15 protein-coding genes and 1 pseudogene are annotated in these 17,884 nt (G+C 73.3%); 12 read left to right on the plus strand and 4 right to left on the minus strand.

Translation table 11 applies throughout. The annotated features are described in order from the left end of the window. The first annotated feature begins 57 nt into the window (after positions 1 to 57). Positions 58 to 1,899, plus strand: a complete 1,842-nt coding sequence (locus IE182_RS17575; RefSeq protein WP_190110796.1) for a DUF2334 domain-containing protein — start codon at positions 58 to 60, stop codon at positions 1,897 to 1,899. 5 nt (positions 1,900 to 1,904) lie between these two features. Next, positions 1,905 to 2,954 (plus strand): glycoside hydrolase family 113, encoded by a 1,050-nt coding sequence (locus IE182_RS17580; protein WP_229844901.1) that lies wholly within the window; start codon positions 1,905 to 1,907, stop codon positions 2,952 to 2,954. 43 nt (positions 2,955 to 2,997) lie between these two features. Here the strand turns inward: IE182_RS17580 and IE182_RS17585 are convergent, their stop codons facing one another. Then, positions 2,998 to 3,867, minus strand: a complete 870-nt coding sequence (locus IE182_RS17585) for a hypothetical protein (protein ID WP_190110798.1) — start codon at positions 3,865 to 3,867, stop codon at positions 2,998 to 3,000. A 208-nt stretch (positions 3,868 to 4,075) separates the two neighbouring features. On the opposite strand from IE182_RS17585, the gene IE182_RS17590 reads away from it, so the two are divergent. From IE182_RS17590 to IE182_RS17610, 5 genes are all read left to right on the plus strand, one after another. Further along, positions 4,076 to 4,876, plus strand: a complete 801-nt coding sequence (locus IE182_RS17590; protein WP_190110799.1) for a serine protease — start codon at positions 4,076 to 4,078, stop codon at positions 4,874 to 4,876. A gap of 287 nt (positions 4,877 to 5,163) precedes the next feature. Further along, positions 5,164 to 5,868, plus strand: a complete 705-nt coding sequence (locus tag IE182_RS17595) for a hypothetical protein (protein WP_190110800.1) — start codon at positions 5,164 to 5,166, stop codon at positions 5,866 to 5,868. Positions 5,869 to 6,157: 289 nt separating this feature from the next. Beyond that, on the plus strand, positions 6,158 to 6,841 hold the full coding sequence (locus IE182_RS17600; RefSeq protein WP_190110801.1) for a response regulator: 684 nt from the start codon (positions 6,158 to 6,160) through the stop codon (positions 6,839 to 6,841). After that, complete coding sequence (locus IE182_RS17605) at positions 6,838 to 7,992, plus strand: sensor histidine kinase (protein ID WP_190110802.1); 1,155 nt, start codon at positions 6,838 to 6,840, stop codon at positions 7,990 to 7,992. Before IE182_RS17600 ends, IE182_RS17605 begins: the two co-directional genes overlap by 4 nt. A gap of 112 nt (positions 7,993 to 8,104) precedes the next feature. Further along, on the plus strand, positions 8,105 to 8,848 hold the full coding sequence (locus tag IE182_RS17610; RefSeq protein ID WP_190110803.1) for an MBL fold metallo-hydrolase: 744 nt from the start codon (positions 8,105 to 8,107) through the stop codon (positions 8,846 to 8,848). Here IE182_RS17610 and IE182_RS17615 read toward each other — a convergent pair. Both IE182_RS17615 and IE182_RS17620 read right to left on the minus strand, forming a co-directional pair. Then, entirely contained in the window at positions 8,818 to 9,222 is a 405-nt protein-coding gene (locus tag IE182_RS17615) for a VOC family protein (RefSeq protein WP_190110804.1), read from the minus strand. The genes IE182_RS17610 and IE182_RS17615 overlap by 31 nt on opposite strands. A gap of 46 nt (positions 9,223 to 9,268) precedes the next feature. Next, positions 9,269 to 10,552: an alpha/beta hydrolase gene (locus IE182_RS17620; RefSeq protein WP_229844902.1), complete on the minus strand. Its 1,284-nt coding sequence runs from the start codon at positions 10,550 to 10,552 to the stop codon at positions 9,269 to 9,271. Between the two features lie 184 nt (positions 10,553 to 10,736). Here IE182_RS17620 and IE182_RS32615 point away from each other — a divergent pair, with 184 nt between their 5' ends. The 3 genes and pseudogenes from IE182_RS32615 to IE182_RS32625 all read left to right on the plus strand — a co-directional run bounded on the left by IE182_RS32615 (position 10,737) and on the right by IE182_RS32625 (position 13,802). Beyond that, positions 10,737 to 12,425, plus strand: a complete 1,689-nt coding sequence (locus IE182_RS32615; protein ID WP_308432119.1) for an endo-alpha-N-acetylgalactosaminidase family protein — start codon at positions 10,737 to 10,739, stop codon at positions 12,423 to 12,425. Positions 12,426 to 12,434: 9 nt separating this feature from the next. Continuing rightward, a pseudogene (locus IE182_RS32620) lies at positions 12,435 to 12,701 on the plus strand (glycoside hydrolase family 101 beta sandwich domain-containing protein); the annotation flags it as partial. Positions 12,702 to 12,731: 30 nt separating this feature from the next. Continuing rightward, complete coding sequence (locus IE182_RS32625) at positions 12,732 to 13,802, plus strand: hypothetical protein (protein ID WP_308432120.1); 1,071 nt, start codon at positions 12,732 to 12,734, stop codon at positions 13,800 to 13,802. Between the two features lie 62 nt (positions 13,803 to 13,864). On the opposite strand, the gene IE182_RS17630 is transcribed toward IE182_RS32625, so the two are convergent. Beyond that, positions 13,865 to 15,628: a glycoside hydrolase family 35 protein gene (locus IE182_RS17630; RefSeq protein ID WP_190110805.1), complete on the minus strand. Its 1,764-nt coding sequence runs from the start codon at positions 15,626 to 15,628 to the stop codon at positions 13,865 to 13,867. A 127-nt stretch (positions 15,629 to 15,755) separates the two neighbouring features. Here IE182_RS17630 and IE182_RS17635 point away from each other — a divergent pair, with 127 nt between their 5' ends. Together IE182_RS17635 and IE182_RS17640 are read left to right on the plus strand one after the other, a co-directional pair. Continuing rightward, a complete protein-coding gene (locus IE182_RS17635; RefSeq protein WP_190110806.1) occupies positions 15,756 to 16,646 on the plus strand; it encodes a helix-turn-helix transcriptional regulator in 891 nt (296 codons plus the stop codon). A gap of 16 nt (positions 16,647 to 16,662) precedes the next feature. Next, positions 16,663 to 16,968 carry a chorismate mutase gene (locus IE182_RS17640; protein WP_190110807.1) on the plus strand — a complete coding sequence of 102 codons (306 nt, stop codon included), beginning with the start codon at positions 16,663 to 16,665 and terminating at the stop codon, positions 16,966 to 16,968. The last annotated feature ends 916 nt before the right edge of the window (positions 16,969 to 17,884 follow it).

A 17,884-nucleotide genomic window follows, 5' to 3' on the forward strand; every position in this document is an offset into this window, starting at 1 on the left:
CTTGAACCCTCGGGGGACGGGACCGGCAACAGCTGGTTCAACCAGGGGGGAACAACAATGAAAAATTCGCGAGGGAGAGCGGGGCTTTCCCGTCTCTCGCTCATCCTGTCCCTGATCGCCGCCCTGCTGGGCGGCGTCGCGCTTTCCACGGGGGCCGAGGCCGCGATAGGCGGGGACGGCAAACCCCTGCCCTCGTACGGTCTCAAGGGGGTCGGTTCCGCTTCGCTCTCCGGAGCGAGCACCAATGACCTCAAGGGCTGGGTGTCCGCCCGGCTGAGCAACGACCGCAAGCGCCAGGCGCACAAGCTGACGGTCACTCCGGCGCCCGTCACCAAGGCCGCCCCCGCCGCCCCCGCCCAGGCCCTCGCGGCCCCGGCCGGCCCCGCGGCGCTCGTTCTCTACGACACCACCGGCCCCTACGGGCACCTCGGCGAGCTCTACGCCATGGCGATCGCCAACCTCGGCGGCCACTTCGGCACCGTGACGGCCAAGCCGGTATCCGCCTACACCGCGGGCATGGTGGAGCAGTACACCTCCACCTACTACGTCGGCTCGACGTACTACGGCGGCACCATCCCCGATGCCATCCCCGCCGCCTTCTACCAGGACGCGCTGAAGACCACGAAGCCCGTCACCTGGATCGGCGACAACATCTGGAACATGGCCAACACGGTCGGCATCGAGAACTTCAAGAAGAAGTACGGCTGGGACCCGACCAACTCCTTCTTCGAGACCAACGGCAACGTCGGCAACATCAACCAGGTCACGTACAAGAACCAGACGCTGACCCGGAAGATCCCGGCCGGCTTCGACGGCGGTGTCCTGCACCCGGCGGTCGTCGACGGCCCCGACTACCCGGACATCACGGAGCTCGCGCAGGCCAAGGACGCCAACAACGGAGCCACGCTCCCCTGGGCCTTCCGCTCCTCCAACCTCACCTACGTGGGCGAGATCCCCTTCACCTACGTCTCCGAGGCCGACCGCGTCATCGTCTTCGAGGACCTGCTCTTCGACGGCCTGGCCCCCGCGACCGCCGAGCGCCACCGCGCGTTCGTCCGGCTGGAGGACATCAGCCCCGACGCCGACCCGGCGAAGCTGCGGGCGATGGCCGATTACCTCTACTCGCAGAAGATCCCCTACGGGATCAACGTCATCCCGGTCTACACCGACCCCAAGGGCGCCTACAACAACGGCGTGGCGAAGACCGTCACCCTGGCCCAGGCCCCGCAGGTCGTCGACGCGCTCAAGTACATGCTCCAGCGCGGCGCCGTCCTGATGAACCACGGCTACACGCACCAGTACAAGAACGTCAACAACCCCTACACCGGGGTCACGGGCGACGACTTCGAGTTCTTCCGCGCCCACGTCGACGCCGCCGACAGCGTCATCTACGACGGGCCGGTGGCCGAGGACTCCACCATCTGGGCGCAGTCCAGGGTGACGTCCGCCCTCGCCGCCTTCACGGCCGCGGGCCTGCCCAAGCCCACGCTGTGGACGACGCCGCACTACGCGGCCTCGGCCACCGACTACCGGGTCTTCGGCCAGAACTACACCGCCCGGCTGGAGCGTTCGCTGTACTTCGCCGGGACGCTCAGCGGCGGAACGGTGAACTCCAGCCGATACATCGGCCAGTTCTTCCCGTACGCGGTCAAGGACGTCTACGGTACGACCGTGCTCCCCGAGAACATCGGCAACTACGAGCCCGTGCCGTACAACAACCACCCGGCGCGGCTGCCGGCCGACCTCATCGCCTCGGCCAAGGCCAACCTGGCGGTGCGTGACGGCGTGGCCAGCTTCTTCTACCACCCGTACTACGACGTGGAGCCGCTGAAGCAGACGGTCGAAGGCATCCGTGCCCTCGGCTACACCTTCGTGGCCCCCGCGGCTCTCACCCAGTGAACGCGATGAGGAGGACGGCCGCCGTGATGGCGGTGGCCGTCCTCTTCGTCGCCGGGTGCTCCTCGTCCGGCGACGACGACGATTCCGGGCCCACGACCGGTCCGAGCGGCCGGCCCGACGACAGGAAGGTGAGCGGGTTGCGCGGCTTCACGCTCCCCTCGTGGAACACCGACGACTACAGCAGCAAGAAAGCCGGAACGTATCTGCGCCAGATCGCGGGCACCGGCGCCCGGTGGGTGACGTTCACCCCCACCTGGTACCAGGACAAGGTCACCGACTCGGCCATGCGCACCACGGGCGAGACCGCCGGTGACGACAGCCTGCGCCACATCATCCGCCTCGCCCACGAGGCGGGGCTCAAGACCATGGTCAAGCCGCACGTCGACCTGACCAAGGGCGGCGACCGCGCCGAGATCCGGCCCAAGGACCGGGACGCCTGGTTCGACGCGTACCGGCGCTTCATCACCCACTACGCACGGCTGTCGGCCGACGCGGGCGTCGAGCAGTTCTCCGTCGGCACCGAGCTCGCGGGCACCTCGCAGGACGGCGAGCGCTGGGGGCGGACCATCGCCGCGATCCGCGAACGCTACAAGGGCCCGCTGACCTACGCCGCCAACTACGACGAGTACCAGAAGATCCCCTTCTGGAAGGACCTCGACGTCATCGGCATCGACGCCTACTGGCCGCTGGCCGACAAGGCCACGACGGACCCCGCGCGGCTGCGGCAGGCATGGCAGCCGATCACGGAGGAACTGGCCGCTTTCTCGGAGCGACAGCACCGGAAGATCCTCTTCACCGAGGCCGGGTACGTCAGCCAGCGCGGTACGACGACGGCGCCCTTCTCCTGGACCGTCAGTAAGCGGGACGGCGAGGAGGAACAGGCCGCGGCCTACGAGGCGTTGCTCGCCGCGTTCGACGGCAAGCCCTGGTGGGCGGGCGTGTGCTGGTGGATGTGGGACGACTGGCCGGACAGCGGCGAGACCGCCAAGCGCCTGGCGTACACGCCGCACGGCAAGCCCGCGGAGAAGGTGCTGCGCAAGTGGTGGGGCCGGTAGGCGCCGTCCGCCGCCGACGGCCGCGGCAGGCGCCGGCCGGCCGTCACGTGTCGCAGTCCAGCTCCGTCCGGCACAGCGTGCACCGGGCCCGCACCCGCCCCCGCACGGGCAGCCGGATGCGCTGCCAGCAGGTCGGGCAAGGGAAGCTGACCCGTGGGGGATCGCCCTCGAAGGCGTACCCCGTCTCCGGCGCGGCCACCTGTCCGCGCCGGTCCCGTGCGTAGCGGTGGCGCCCCAGTCGCCCGGCGGCGGCCAGCGGGGGGCGCCGCGCGTCCCGCTGCGCCCGGCCGCGCCCCTGTACGTACGCGTCGTACGCCTGCGCGCTGGTGAACCACGGCGAGGGGTCCTCGCCGAAGGCGAGGGCGCGCTTGGCGAGCACGTACCCGAACTCCTCGGGCGTGAGGTACCCCAGCTTCTGCGCGGAGACCGGGGATTCGCGGTAGGCGTCCAGCAGCAGCCATCCCGCGCCCAGGTAGGCGGCGGCGGTGTCGGTGAGGATCTCGTTGTCCCGGGTGCCGGGGAACTCCAGCCCGAGCCGGTGCAGGTAGACGTGCATCACTTCGTGCGCGAGCGCGGCCCCGATGTCGCGGCGGTGGGTCTTGAAGCGCGTGTTGAGCTCGATGAAGTACTCGGGCCCCGCGGCCAGTTCGATGCTGCCGGCGTGCCGCATGTCGCGGAAGGCGACGATCATCCGGGCGTCCGGCAGCCGCAGGTGGCGCACCATCTCGCCGGCGATCCGCTGGACGCCCAGGTAGGGGTCCTCGTCGTCGGAGAAGGCGACGTCGGCCGGCGGCACGCTCGCCGCGAAGGACTGCACCCCGTCGTAGGACAGCCGCTTGTAGAGCGCGGTGATCGCCGAACGCACCGTCTCCAGGTGCGGGAAGCCGTGCTCGATCGCGAGGTCCGAGCCCACGCGTGACCACCCCCGTGCGGTTGCCGGTGCCCTTCCACTCTACGGGCGCGGGTCCCGTGCCGACTGGCCGAAAACGCGACTAGGTCGCGGCTGCCGCCCGCCCGATAATCGCAAAGCGCATTGTCATGAGCCGAACAAGACCGGCTGGACGAGGCCGGCCCCCACCTCGGTCGTGGAGTGCGCACAACCTCCCACGAAAGGAAGACCGTTGCGCAACTTCCTCAAGGTGCTCAGGAGATGCACCGCAGTCGGCGCGGTCGCCCTCGCCGCGTTCAGCCTCCAGCCGGGCACCGCCCAGGCGCACGACCCCGAACCGCGGCCCGGCCCGGGCGTCATCGGCGGAACCCCCGCCGCCCAGGGAGAGTTCCCCTGGATGGTGCGGCTGTCCATGGGCTGCGGCGGCGCCCTCTACACCCAGCAGATCGTCCTGACCGCCGCGCACTGCGTCAGCGGCAGCGGCCCCAACACCTCCATCACCGTCACCGCCGGCGTCGTCGACCTCCAGTCCTCCCAGGCGGTCAAGGTCAAGTCCACCCGGGTCCTGCAGGCCCCCGGCTACAACGGCGTCGGCAAGGACTGGGCACTCATCAAGCTCGCCAAACCCATCAACCTGCCCACCCTCAAGACCGCCGACACCACGGCCTACAACCAGGGCACCTTCACCGTCGCCGGCTGGGGCGCCACCAGCGAGGGCGGCCCGCAGTCCAGGGTCCTGCTCAAGGCCGAGGTCCCCTACGTCGACGACGCCACCTGCGAGGGCGCCTACGGCGGCAGCCTCACCCCCGGCGAGGAGATCTGCGCCGGCTTCATGGACACCGGCGGCGTCGACACCTGCCAGGGCGACTCCGGCGGCCCGATGTTCCGCAAGGACGACGCGGGCGCCTGGATACAGGTCGGCATCGTCAGCTGGGGCCAGGGCTGCGCACGCCCCGGCTACCCCGGCGTCTACACCGAGGTGAGCACCTTCGCCTCCGCCATCCGCTCCGCCGCGGCGAGCCTCGGCGGCTGAGCGCACCCGGCCCGTACCGGCCCGGCCGGGCCGTGCGCTGACCCGGACGGCCCAGCCCCGGTACGGGCTCCCGGGCCCCCTCCGCGGACCCGCCGCGCCGGTACCCCCGGCCCGCCCACCCGCACTTTGGTATGACCCGGAGGGGGTCCCGTCATCCTTTCGGCCGAGACGAGAATGGTCGGACAGTCGAGGTGTGGAGCGCATAAACGTCCGTAACGTGAAGGGCGTGCCTCCGGGAAGGACCGGCGGCCGCAGCCAGAGCCGACCGTTACGGAAAGGCACCCCCCGTGTCCGTCAAGTCCCGCATCGCCGCCGCCACCGTCCTCACCGCCGCCGTCGCGGCCGTGGCGTACCCGACGGCGACGGCCTTCGCGGCGGACGGGCGGGACCCCGGCGTCCGCCCCGGCACCACCGTCCAGCACGTACGGCTCCCCGATGGCAGCCGGGCCAGCCTGACCTCCGGCGACGGCGGCGCGCGCGTGACCGTCACCAGCCACGGCAAGGAGCAGCGCACCTTCGACGCCGGCCGCCCCACGGCCGACCTGGACCGGCTCCACCTGCGCATCCTCGGCGGCGACGGCGACCGGCCCACCCTGCGCGCCCGGCTCGACGGCAGCAGCCTGACCAACTACTACGACTTCACCTCCGGCTCCCTGCGCCACACCCCCGAGGCCACCGGCCGCCCCGCCGCGGCCGCCGCCCCGTCCGCCGCCACCGCCGTCTCCCGGACGCACGACACGCCCGGCCGGGCCGCCGCGGGCAAGGACGCCGGGCACGCCACCCGGGCCGCGACCGCCGGCCGGCCGCCCCACGACTCGTCCGGCAACCCCGTACGGCGCGTGGTCGAGGCGGGCCACATCATCAAGGCCAGCCACGACGCCGGTGACGTCGGCACCCCGGCCGTCGCGGCCGGCGTCGCCCTCGTGGCCGTCGTCGGCGGCGCCTACGGTGTGCGCGTGGCGCTGCGCCGCTACGGACGCACCGCCGACTGACCACCGGCCGAGCGACCACCGGCCGACGGGCTACCGGTCGACTGACACCACCGGCCGACGGGCCGGGCGACCACCGGCCGGCCCGGCCCGCGCCACCCCTTCGGGCCGGCCGCCGCACCCCTGCCCGGCACGGCCCCCGCCACCCCGCGGTGCTTCCCCGGCCGTCCGCTGCGGTTGCGGCCCCCGCACACCCCCGGTGACATGGAGGGACGCCCGGTACGGGCGCGGCTCTGCGCGCACCGAACCCTTCCGAGACCGTCCGAGGCTGCAAAGGAGCGAGGGGCACAGCATGCCGATCACCGTGGTCATCGCGGACGACCAGGAGATGGTCCGCACCGGGTTCCGGATGATCCTGGAGAGCCAGCCCGACATCGAGGTCGTCGCGGACGTCGTCGACGGCGAGGCGGCCCTGGAGGCCGTGGAACGGCACCGGCCCGACGTCCTGCTCCTCGACATCCGCATGCCCAAGCTGGACGGGCTGGAGGTCACCCGCCGCCTGTCCGAGCTGTCCGCCGCCCACCCCGAGCGCGGCCAGCGCCCCCGGATCGTCATCGTCACCACCTTCGACCTCGACGAGTACGTCCACACCGCCCTGCGCAACGGCGCCTCCGGCTTTCTGCTCAAGGACGCGAGCCCGGCCATGCTGGTCGAGGCCGTGCACGCCGCGGCCGTCGGCGACTCCCTCATCTCGCCCGCGATCACCGTCCGGCTGCTGCGCGACATGGCGCCGGCGGGCCCGGGGGCCGCCGGCACCGTCAGGCAGCCGTCCGAGCCGCTCACCGACCGCGAGGCCGACGTCGTGCGCTGCCTGGCCCGCGGGGCCACCAACGCCGAGATCGCCGGCGAACTCTTCGTCTCCCTGTCCACGGTCAAGACCCACCTGGCCAACGTGCAGCTCAAGCTCGACGCCCGGAACCGCGTCGAGATCGCCGCCTGGGCCTGGGAGAGCGGACTGGCCACGGGCGGCACGTGAACAGATGGGCCGGGTGGGCCGCCCGCCACCCCCGGGGATCGGCCGTCGCCAAGGCCGCCCTGGGGGCCGTCCTGCTCTGCCTCGTCGGCTTCGAGGGCTTCGCCCTCGCCCGCCAGCCCAGCGAGCCGCACGCCGTCGTCCTCGCCTCCGGCGTCCTCGTCTGCCTGTGCGCCGTGCCCTACGGCTGGATCACCCTGAACGTACGGGCGGGCATCGCCGTCGCCCTGTCCCTGACCGCGTCCGTCGCGCTGATGGCCGGACGGCATCCGACGGTCGTGTGGGGCATGGGGGAGGGCATCGCCCTGCTCGTCCTGCTCAGCCTCGTCGTCAGCCGGTCCTCGCAGCGCGTCGTCCGCGTCCTCGGCCCGCTGCTCGCACTGGCCGTCGTCGCGGCGCCCATGCGCGACCTCAACCCGGAGTGGTTCACGGCGCTGGCTGCGATCCTGACCGTCGTCGTGGGCAGCTACTCCCTGATCCTGCGGGGCCAGTCGGCGCAGCGGGCCCGCGACCTGGTCGCCGTGCGCACCGCGGAACGGCTGGAGCTGGCCCGCGAACTGCACGACCTGGTCGCCCACCACATCACCGGCATCGCCGTGCAGGCCCAGGCCGCCCGCTTCACCGCCCTGGAGGGGCCGGCCGCCGCCGGGGCGTTCGAGCGCATCGAGACGTCCGCGGCCGAGGCGCTGGGCGCGATGCGCCGCCTCGTGGGCGTCCTGCGCGAGGGGGAGGCCGAGACCGAGCCGGTCGCCGGTCTGCCCGAAGTGCGCGAGCTGACCGAGGCGTTCGCCCGTACGGGACCGCCCGTCGCCCTTTACATCGAGCGCGGCATGGAAACCTGGATCCCGGGTGAAGTCGCCGCGGGCGTCCACCGCGTCGTCCGCGAGGCCCTGACCAACGTCCGCAAGCACGCGGCGGACGCCACGGCCGTCCGGATCGGGGTGCGCGGTGTGCCCGCGGGCGTCGAGCTGCGCATCGCGGACGACGGCAAGCGGGCCGCCGCCCTGTCCGAACAGGCCCGGGGCGGCGGCTTCGGCCTCGTGGGGCTCGCCGAACGCGCCAAGGCCATGGGGGGCCGGCTGACGGCCGGCCCGGCGCCCGAGGGGGGCTGGCAGGTGACCGCGCTGTTCCCGGTGGACCGCAAGGCGGCATGACACGGCGTGGCAGGGCATGTCGCAGCGTGCGGCGGGACGTTACGCCCGGGGCTCAATCCGCGGACGGCGCAAACACTGGTCCCGGGACCGGAACGATCTTTAGCGTGGCGCCATGGAGACCACACGCGTCACACCGGACATATGGATGTTCACGTTCGCCGTCGGCCAGTCCTACGCCGTGCGGCTGCAGGACGGACGGGGCTGGGCCCTCGTCGACACCGGGCTGCCCGGGAACGAGGGGCCGGTCCTCGACGCCCTCGCGGGGCTGGGCGCCCGCCCGCAGGACGTCCGCGACATCGTGCTCACCCACTACCACTTCGACCACACCGGCTCCGCAGCCGCCCTCGCCGCGGCGACGGGCGCGCGGGTGCTGGCCGGGGCGGCCGACGCCCCCGTGATCCGGGGCGAGCTGCCGGAGCCGCCGCCGGTGCTGCAGGAATGGGAGATACCGCTGTTCGAGTCCGTGCAGGCCGGACTGGCGGACGTCCCGCCCGCCCAGCCCTGCGGGGTGGACCGGGAACTGGTGGACGGGGACGTCCTGGACTGGGGCGAGGAGGTGCGGGTCGTCGCCGTGCCGGGACACACCGACGGCAGCGTGGCCCTGCACCTGACCTCGTCGGGGGTGCTGTTCACCGGCGACACCATCGCCAACGTCCAGCAGCTCATGCCGGGCGTCTTCAACACCGACCTGCAGCAGACGATCGCCTCCTTCCACCGCCAGGCCGCACTGGACGTCCGGACGGCCTGTTTCGGTCACGGTGCGCCGATCGTGGGCGGCGCGGGGGAGGCGCTGCGGGCTGCCGCCGAGGCGCTGACGGCGGCCCATCAGGACGGAACGACGGACTCCTGCCCGTAGCAGAGGCAGAAGGGGTGCCCTGCAGGGTCGGCATAGACCCGGAACCCCCGCTCCCGCCCGCCGCTGTCGTGGAGGAACGACGCGCCCAGCGCGAGGACTTCCTCCTGGGCGCGCTCCACGTCCTCGCGCGTGTCGACGTCGAAGTCGAGATGCATCTGCTGCGGGTGAGCGGGGTCCGGCCAGCGCGGCGGGCGGTAGTCGCCCTCCACCCGCTGGAAGGCGATCCGCTGCCGGGTGGCGGGGTCGGCCAGCCAGACCCAGGACGGGTCGCTGTCGTCCGCGACGACCCGCCAGCCCAGGACGGCGGCGTAGAACGCCGCCAGGGCGGCGGGGTCGGGGCAGTCGATGACGGTGCACTGCAACGTGGCGATCATGGAAGCATGATGCCGCGTCGCCCGCCGGCCGGGAACGCAAGCCCGTTCACGGCGTGCGCTGCACCGCATCGAACCAGCGCGCGATCTCCGGCGTCGCTTTCGTGAACGCCCCGAAATGACCGGTCTTCCCGTGGTCGACGACCGGGACCCGCACGCCGTGACGCGCGAAGTCACGGGCACAGTTGACCGAGTTCGCGATGGGCACGTCCCGGTCCCCGGCCGCGGTGTGCAGACGCACCGGCACCGCCGGCTTCCAGCCGCAGGTGCCGTCCTGCGCCCGCATCGCCTCCAGCAGCCCGCCCGAGGGGTGCCGCAGCCGCTCGGAGAACCCGTCGGTCACCAGCTCCCCGACCGTCGCCGGCAGCGCCTTGAAGATCTCCTCCTCCGTGTGCCGGCTGTCGAAGAGCCGGTCGACGACGCCCGCGTACGGCTGCCGGAACACCTCGGCCGGGTCCCGGTAGATCGGATGCAGCCGGTTCTGGGCCGTGAGGTAGTACGACAGGTAGAAGACGGCGCTGCGCTCGTCGACCCTCCCGTCGACGATGCCGGGCATCTCGGCCTTCTCCAGGTCGTACGGACCGGAGACCGGCGCCAGGGCCCGCAGCCTGAAGTGCCGGTCCGCGCCCGCGTCCAGGGCCCGGGCGAGCGCCACCGCCACCTGCCCGCCCTGCGAGAAGCCGGTGGCGTACACATCACCCGTCAGCTGCCGGCCCTGCCGCTGCGCCGCCGTGCGCGCCGCCCGCAGCATGTCGACGGAGGCGGTGACGGCCGAGGCGGTGTCCATGTACGGGTGGCGGCCCGGACCGTTGCCGAGACCGAGGTAGTCGGGCGCCGCCACCGCACGGCCCGCCGCCGCGTGCACGTACGGCGAGAGCCGGCCGAAGCCCTTGCCCTCGATGACGGAGGGCGCGTACGTGCGGCTGGCCATGGTGCCGTGCGTGTCGGAGACCACCGCCAGCCTGCGGCCGCCACCATCGGGCAGCACCAGCAGACCCGTGGCCGTGGTCGGCCGGCCCTGCGGGGTGACGGTCCGGTAGGTCAGCCGGTAGGCCCGTACCCCGTACCGCACCGGCGCATCCGTGAACTCCGGGCCCAGGTACGCCGCGACCTCCTTGCCGGTGAGCTCGGCCACGCGTTCGGTGCGCAGCAGCGCACCACGCCCGGCGTCCACCGAGGCGTGCGCCGGGGCGCCCGCCGGCGACGGCTGCGCCGCCACGGCCGGCGCCGCCGCCAGCGCCGCCAGAACGACCGCCGCCGCGGCCGCCACCGCCCGGCGCCGCACCGAACTCCCCTGACCCGCCCGCCGGTTCCCCATCCCTGTGATCGTCATGCCGACGACCCTACGAGACGCCACGGCTCGTTTCCCCCTCCCTGAGAGGGGCCCTCGCCACCCCGACCCCTAAGGGCCCGCCTCCTCCCCGCCGCCGAGGCGACCCCACCCGCCCTTCGTTAGTCCAAGACCGCCCCGCCCTTTGTCCATGGTCACCCCGGCCCCGCCGCACCACGGTATCGCCGTGACCGCAGACCACCCGGGCCCGAGCCGACGGGCCGTAGTCGTCACCACCGCCCTCGCCGGAATCGGCCTCGGCGCCGCCCGCGCGGCAGCCGCCGACGGCGAAGCCGTCCTGCGCTCCGACGCCCTGGACGTCCGCGTCGACACCACCTTCCCCCGCATCCTCACCTACACCCACCGCACCACCGGCGCCGTCCTCCACGCCCAGGACGAACCCGTCACCTCCCTGCTCGTCGACGGCACCGCACACACCCCCACCGTCACCACCACCCTCGCCGCCGACCACGCCTCCTACACCCTCCGCCTGAACGGCGGCACCCGCATCGACGTCGAGATCCGTGTCCACCACTGGCGCATCGACTGGCGGGTCACCCGCATCGCCGACACCCCCACCCTGCGCATCGGCACCCTGCGCATCCCCGGCCTCGCCTTCCTGTCCGTCCGCAGCACCCAGCCCGGCGCGGCCCTGCTCGCCGCCCGCATCCACCTGGACGCCACCAAGGACGGCGACACCCTCGTCCGCCCGACGGCCACCACACCCCCCGACTCCGCCCCCACCGGCTGCGCCTACGCCGTCGTCAGCACCGACCGGCTCGCGGCCGCCATCGAGACCAACACCGTCCACGACCGGCCGGACGCCACCACCTCCTGGGAGAACGGCCGCTTCCGGCGGCAGACCCTCACCCGCGCCCACCACACCGAAGCCCGGCTCACCTGCGGCGAATGGACCCACCGCGCCGCCGGCGCACCCCCGTCCGCCACCGACCCCCTGCCGCACGTCACCGTCATCCTCACCGGCGACCGCAACGGCGACGGCACCGTCGACTGGCAGGACGCCGCCATCGCGATGCGCGACATCATGACCGCCCCGCCCGGAGCGGACGAACAACACCTGCGCGTTGTCCCCCACATCGCGTTCAACTTCGCCAGCCAGGCCACCAATCCGTTCCTGACCACCCTCGACCACATCAAACGCATCCACCTCGCCACCGACGGACTGCGCCAGTTCACCCTCCTCAAGGGCTACCAGTCCGAAGGCCACGACTCCGCCCACCCCGACTACGGCGGCCACTACAACACCCGCGCCGGCGGCCTCGACGACCTCAACACCCTGCTGCGCCACGGCAAGAGGTGGAACAGCGACTTCGCCGTGCACGTCAACACCACCGAGTCCTACCCCGTCGCCCACGCCTTCTCCGAGACGCTCGTCGACAAGAACGACCGGCAGTGGGACTGGCTCGACCAGTCGTACCGCATCGACGCCCGCCGCGACCTGCTCTCCGGCGACATCGCCCGCCGCTTTTGGCAACTGCGCGAGGAAACCGACCCCGCCCTGGACATTCTCTACCTCGACGTCTTCCGCGAGTCCGGCTGGAACTCCGACGCACTGCAGCGCATCCTGCACGCACAAGGCTGGAAGATCACCAGCGAATGGGGACACGGCCTGGAACGCTCCAGCCTGTGGTCCCACTGGGCAACCGAGACCGACTACGGGCCCGACACCTCCCGCGGCATCAACTCCCGGCTCATCCGCTTCATCCGCCACCACCAAAAGGACGTCTTCGCCGACAAATGGCCACTCCTGGGCACCGCGAAACTCGGCACCTTCGAGGGCTGGCGCGGCAAGACCGACTGGACGTCCTTCCACCGGCAGCTGTGGACCGAGAACCTCCCCGCCAAATACCTGTAGGCGTTCACGATCCGCACCTGGCACGACCACGACATCACCCTGACCGGACCCGGCGGGCTCACCACCCGCGTCACCGACGCCGACGGCACCCGGCGCATCACCACCGACGGCCGCACCGTCTGCACCGGCGACACCTACCTGCTGCCCTGGGAACCGCGCCGCGCCACCGACCCCGCCAAGCTCTACCACTACAACCCGCACGGCGGCGCCACCACCTGGCAACTGCCCCGCGCCTGGGCCGCCCTGCCCACCGTCGTCCTGCACCGCCTCACCGACCAGGGCCGCACCGACACCACCGAGCTGCCGGTGCGCGACACCCGCATCACCCTCGACGCCGCACCCGGACAGCCCTACGTCCTCACCCCACGCCACCGGCGCCACCGCCCCGACCCCCGCTGGGGCGAGGGCACCCCGCTGCGCGACCCGAACTTCCTCTCCGGCACCCTCGACGCCTGGCACGTCACCGGCCCGGCCCACGCCGAACGCAGCACCCCCGGCCACTGGGAACTGGTCATCGGCCCCGGCGGCGCGGCCACCGTCAGCCAGCGACTGGCCCGCCTGAGACCCGGCACCTACGTCGCATCCGCCCAGGTCGAGGTCGGCGCCACGGCGGGGGAGCGGCGCCGGGCCGCGCTCACCGTCCGCACGGCCGACGGCACCACCGCCACCAACTTCACCGAGACCTCCACCGCCGCCAACCACATGGCCGCCGACAGCAAGCACGGCACACGCTTCCAGCGGATGTTCACCTGGTTCACCGTGCCCGCCGGCGGCGGCCCCACCACCCTGTCCCTGACGGCAGCCCCCGGCACCGCACGCGTCCGCTTCGCCGCCGTACGCGTCGTACCCGGCCGGCGATCCCCCGCACCACCGGACGCCCTGGCCTCCGAGGACTTCGAGAACGTCCCCCAGGGCTGGGGACCCTTCGTCAAGGGCGACGCCGGAGGCACCACCGACCCCCGCACCCACATCGCCCAGCGGCACGCCCCGTACACCCAGCGCGGCTGGAACGGCAAAGCCGTCGACGACGTCGTCGACGGCACCCAGTCGCTGAAGTCACGCGGCGAGAACCCCGGCCTGGTCTACCGGACCCTCCCGCACACCGTGCGCTTCACCCCCGGCCGCCGCTACCGCGTGACCTTCCGCTACGTCAACGAACGGGCCGACCAGTACGCGTGGGTCACCGGCGTGGACGAACCCGCACCGCGCGAGCTCCACCGGACGGCCCTGCCGGCCGCCCCCGCCCCCGCCGTGCACTCCTACCTGTTCACCGCACCGGAAACGGGTGAGGCATGGGTGGGACTGCGGAAAGTCGGCACCAACGGGACCGCTGAGTTCTGCCTGGATGGCTTCACCGTGCACACAGTCGGGCAATAGACCTCCACGGGGTTCCGTCCCGTTGGTCACCGTCATCGGCCGGTGACCAGCGGGACGGGAGCTCAGCACAGCCGCGCCTCCGCCTCGCCCGCGGCCTCGCACTCCAGCACCAGCAGCTCGTTCTCCCCCTCCCGCAGGACCGGCCCCGGCACGTACAGGGCACGCTGCGGCCCCAGCGCCCGGTAACGGCCCAGACAGAAGCCGTTGACCCACACATGGCCGCGCACCCAGCCCGGCAGCTCCAGCGAGGCGTCACCCGCCCCCGCCACCCGGAACGACCCGCGGTACAGGCCGGGTGCCCCCTCCCGCCCCTCCCACCCCCGCCAGGGCAGCCCGGCCAGGGCACCCGGCTCCTCCAGCGCCTCCAGCCGCAACCCCCGCGCCCGCACCCCGTGCACGTACTGCCGCTCGTGCAGCAGGCCACCCGTGATGCCCTTGGACTCACCCAGCCGCGGACCGTAATTGACCCGGCCCAGCGACTCCACCCACACCTCCACCACGGCCGGCCCCGCCACCTCACCGACGAGCGCGCACTCCCCGTCCCCACCGTCCAGCACCGCCGCACGCCCGCCGTCCACCCACACCACCGCCACGTCCCGCAGCCCCACCACCGTCAGGGGCCGGGGCCCGCGCGGCCCCTGGACCACGAAGCGGTACCGCACCAGCCCCCGCTCCACCCCCAGCTCCTCGAACGACGGCGGCACCGCCGCCTCGGCCTCCGCCTCCCCCAGAACGTCCACCACGTCCGTCAACGGCACCCACGCCCCCACCCGGACCCCCACCGGCGCACCCAGCACCGCAGGAGCCGGCGGCAGCGCAGGCAGCGGCCCTTCCCCGTCCCGGAAACCGGCCAGCACCTCCCGCAGCGCCCAGAACTTCTCCGTGGGCCGGCCGTACTCGTCGACCGGCGCGTCGTAGTCGTACGACGTGACGACCGGACGCAACGCCCCCCGGTGATCCTCCCCGGCACGGTTGGCACCCGCCCAGCCCCCGAAGTTCGTGCCCCCGTGCGCCATGTAGACGTTCACCGACGCCCCGCACTCAAGGATCTCCCGCAGCGCCCCCGCCGCATCCGCAGCCGCCCGCCCCGCCTCCTCGCCACCCCAGTGCGTGAACCAGCCGCACCAGAACTCCATGCACATCAGCGGCCCCCGCGGCCGGAACCCGCGCAGCACCCCGAACGCCTCACGCGCCCCCGAACCGAAGTTCACCGTCGCCGTCAGCCCCGGCACCGAACCCCCCGACAGCATGTGCTCCTCGGGACCGTCCGAGGTGACCAGCGGCACGCTCACCCCGAGCGCCTTCCACCGTTCTACGAGATGCCGCAGATAAACCCCGTCACTGCCATAGGACCCGTACTCGTTCTCCACCTGCAACAGCACCACCGGCCCGCCCCGGCCGACCTGCCGCTCCACCACCTCCTGCGCCACCACCCCCAGCCAACCGTCGACCGCCCGCACGAACCGCTCGTCCCGCGTGCGCACCCGACGCCCCAGCGCACCCGTCAGCCACCACGGCAGCCCCCCGTTCTCCCACTCCGCACAGATGTACGGACCCGGGCGCACGATCGCATACAGCCCCGCCGCCTGCGCCGCGTCCAGGAAACGACCCAGCGCCCCCACGTCCCGCAGCCGCCCCGGCCGCGGCTCGTGCCAGTTCCACGGCACGTACGTCTCCACACAGTTGAGCCCCATCGCCCGCAGCATCCCCAGCCGGTGCCCCCACAGCCCCTCGTGCACCCGGAAGTAGTGCAACGCCCCCGACAACAGCCGCACGGGCCGCCCGTCGAGCTCGAAGTCGTCGTCCCCCACCCTGAACTCCGGCACGTCCCCGCCCGCCCTTCAGCCACCACCGCCGACCGGGCCATCGTCGCCCTCTGGCGAGCCGGACGGCCATGGACAAAGATCGGCCCTGTTTGGACGGAGCCCACCGCACGACGAAGGGCAGCCACGCGTGTATCACACCTGGATGCGGTACTTCACCCCCGGCCCGGTCCACCACCGGCTCGGCCTGGTCTGCCTCGGCGTCGGCCTCCAGCACGGCGCCCTCCCCGCCGTCGGCCCCCGCACCCTCGACCACCACGTCGCCGTCGTCATCAGCGCCGGATCCGGCTGGTACCGCACCCCCGACGCCCGCACCCACCCCGTGACCGCCCCCGCCCTCATCTGGCTCGCCCCCGGCACCCCCCACCACTACGGAGCCGGGCACGGCGCCGGCTGGGACGAGAGCTTCGTCGACTTCACCGGCGCCGCCGTCACCGCCTACACCGAACTGGGCTACATCGAGCCCGAACGGCCCGTCGTCCCCCTGACCGACACCACCGCTCCCCGCGCCGCCGTCGCCCGCATCGCCCGCGCCGCCCGCCGCGGCAACCCCCTGCTGGAGGTCGAGACCTCCGCCGCCGTCCACGAGCTCCTCGTCGCCCTGCGCCGGGCCCGCGCCGACCGCGCCGACGACACCGACCCCGTCCTGCAGGCCCTGGCCCGCGACGCCTTCCTGCCGCTGTCCGTCACCCAGCACGCCGCCCGCCACGGCATGACCCCCGCCGAGCTGCGCACCGCCGTGCGGCGCGCGGCCGGCTGCAGCCCCAAGGACTACCTCCTCGGCATCCGCCTCGGCCGCGCCAAGGAACTGCTGGCCGCCACCGACCTCCCCGTCGCCGCCGTCGCCCGGCGCGTCGGCTACGACGACCCCGCCTACTTCAGCCGTCTCTTCACCCGCCGGGTCGGCACCGCCCCCGTCCGCTTCCGGGAACGCCAGGGCCGCGCCGTACCCGGCGGCTGGAGCCACGAGATCCCCGACCCGGCGCACCCACCGGTCATCGGTTCGCGTTCTTCCGCATAGGCTCGGTGGGGTGGACATGAACAACAGTGCCAACGACGAGTCCGTCCGTGCCGAGCTGAACCGCCTGCGCGACAGCATCGACAACATCGATGCCGCGGTCATCCACATGCTCGCCGAACGCTTCAAATGCACCCAGCAGGTCGGCCACCTCAAGGCCGCCCACCGGATGCCCCCCGCCGACCCCGCCCGCGAGGCCCGCCAGATCGCCCGCCTGCGCGAACTGGCGGAAAACGCCAAGCTCGACCCCGCCTTCGCCGAGAAGTTCCTGAACTTCATCATCGCCGAGGTCATCCGCCACCACGAGACGATCGCCCGGGCCTGAGCCGCCCATGCCATCGGTGGGGGAGGGGGCAGCGCCCCCGGGCCCCGGCCTGGGGCAGCGCCCCCGGCCTCCCGGCCAGGGACAGCGCCCCCGGCCTGCCGGCCAGGGACAGCGCCCCCGGCCTGCCGGCCAGGGACAGCGCCCCCGGCCTCCCGGCCAGGCCGGTTCGCACCCGGCACCCGGCCAGGGGCAGCGCCCCCGGCTCCCCGACCAGGGGCAGCGCCCCCGGCCTCCGGGCCAGGCCGGTTCGCACCCGGCACCCGGCCAGGGGCAGCGCCCCCGGCCTCCCTGCTAGGGACAGCGCCCCCGGCCTGCCGGCCAGGCCGGTTCGCACCCGGCGCCCCGGCACGCGGGGAGGCGGGACCGCACCCGACCTGCCCTGGCCGGGGACGGGCCCGTAGGCCGGGCCTGCACCCCGGGCCCGTGGGCCGGCCTGAACCGCGCCCGTAGCCGGGCTTGCGCCCCGGGCCGTAGGGCGGCCTGTGCCCCGGGTCGAGCCTGTTTCACTTGGGCTGAGCCTGTTTACCGGGGCCGGGCCCGTTCCGCTCGGGCCGAGGCCGCCCGACTCGGGCCGAGCTCGTACCACTCGGGCCCCGAGGCCCGTCCCACCCGGCCCGTCCCACCCGGCCCGTCCCACCCGGCCCGTCCCACCCGGCCCGTCCCACCCGGGCCGTCCCACCCGGGCTTGAATCCCGTTCGCGCGCCGAGCCTGCCCTGCTCGGGCCGAGCCTGCCCTGCTCGGGCCGAGCCTGCCCTACTTGGGCTGAGCCTGTTTCACTCGGGCCGAGCCCGTACCACTCGGGGCGAGGGCGCCCCACTTGGGGCGAGCCCGTATCGCTCGGGTCGCGCCCGCCCACCCGGGTCGCGCCCGCCCACCCGGGTCGCGCCCGCCCACCCGGGTCGCGCCCGCCCACCC

The sequence above is a fragment of the Streptomyces cinnamoneus genome (genome assembly GCF_014650495.1).
In the GTDB taxonomy this organism is placed as follows: domain Bacteria; phylum Actinomycetota; class Actinomycetes; order Streptomycetales; family Streptomycetaceae; genus Streptomyces; species Streptomyces cinnamoneus.

Excerpts from the sequence above, each read along its gene's own strand:
- IE182_RS17575 (WP_190110796.1), top strand. The coding sequence starts at position 58 with ATGAAAAATTCGCGAGGGAGAGCGGGGCTTTCCCGTCTCTCGCTCATC.
- IE182_RS17580 (WP_229844901.1), top strand. The coding sequence starts at position 1,905 with ATGAGGAGGACGGCCGCCGTGATGGCGGTGGCCGTCCTCTTCGTCGCC.
- IE182_RS17600 (WP_190110801.1), top strand. The coding sequence starts at position 6,158 with ATGCCGATCACCGTGGTCATCGCGGACGACCAGGAGATGGTCCGCACC.
- IE182_RS17610 (WP_190110803.1), top strand. The coding sequence starts at position 8,105 with ATGGAGACCACACGCGTCACACCGGACATATGGATGTTCACGTTCGCC.
- IE182_RS17615 (WP_190110804.1), bottom strand. The coding sequence starts at position 9,222 with ATGATCGCCACGTTGCAGTGCACCGTCATCGACTGCCCCGACCCCGCC.
- IE182_RS17620 (WP_229844902.1), bottom strand. The coding sequence starts at position 10,552 with ATGACGATCACAGGGATGGGGAACCGGCGGGCGGGTCAGGGGAGTTCG.
- IE182_RS17640 (WP_190110807.1), top strand. The coding sequence starts at position 16,663 with ATGAACAACAGTGCCAACGACGAGTCCGTCCGTGCCGAGCTGAACCGC.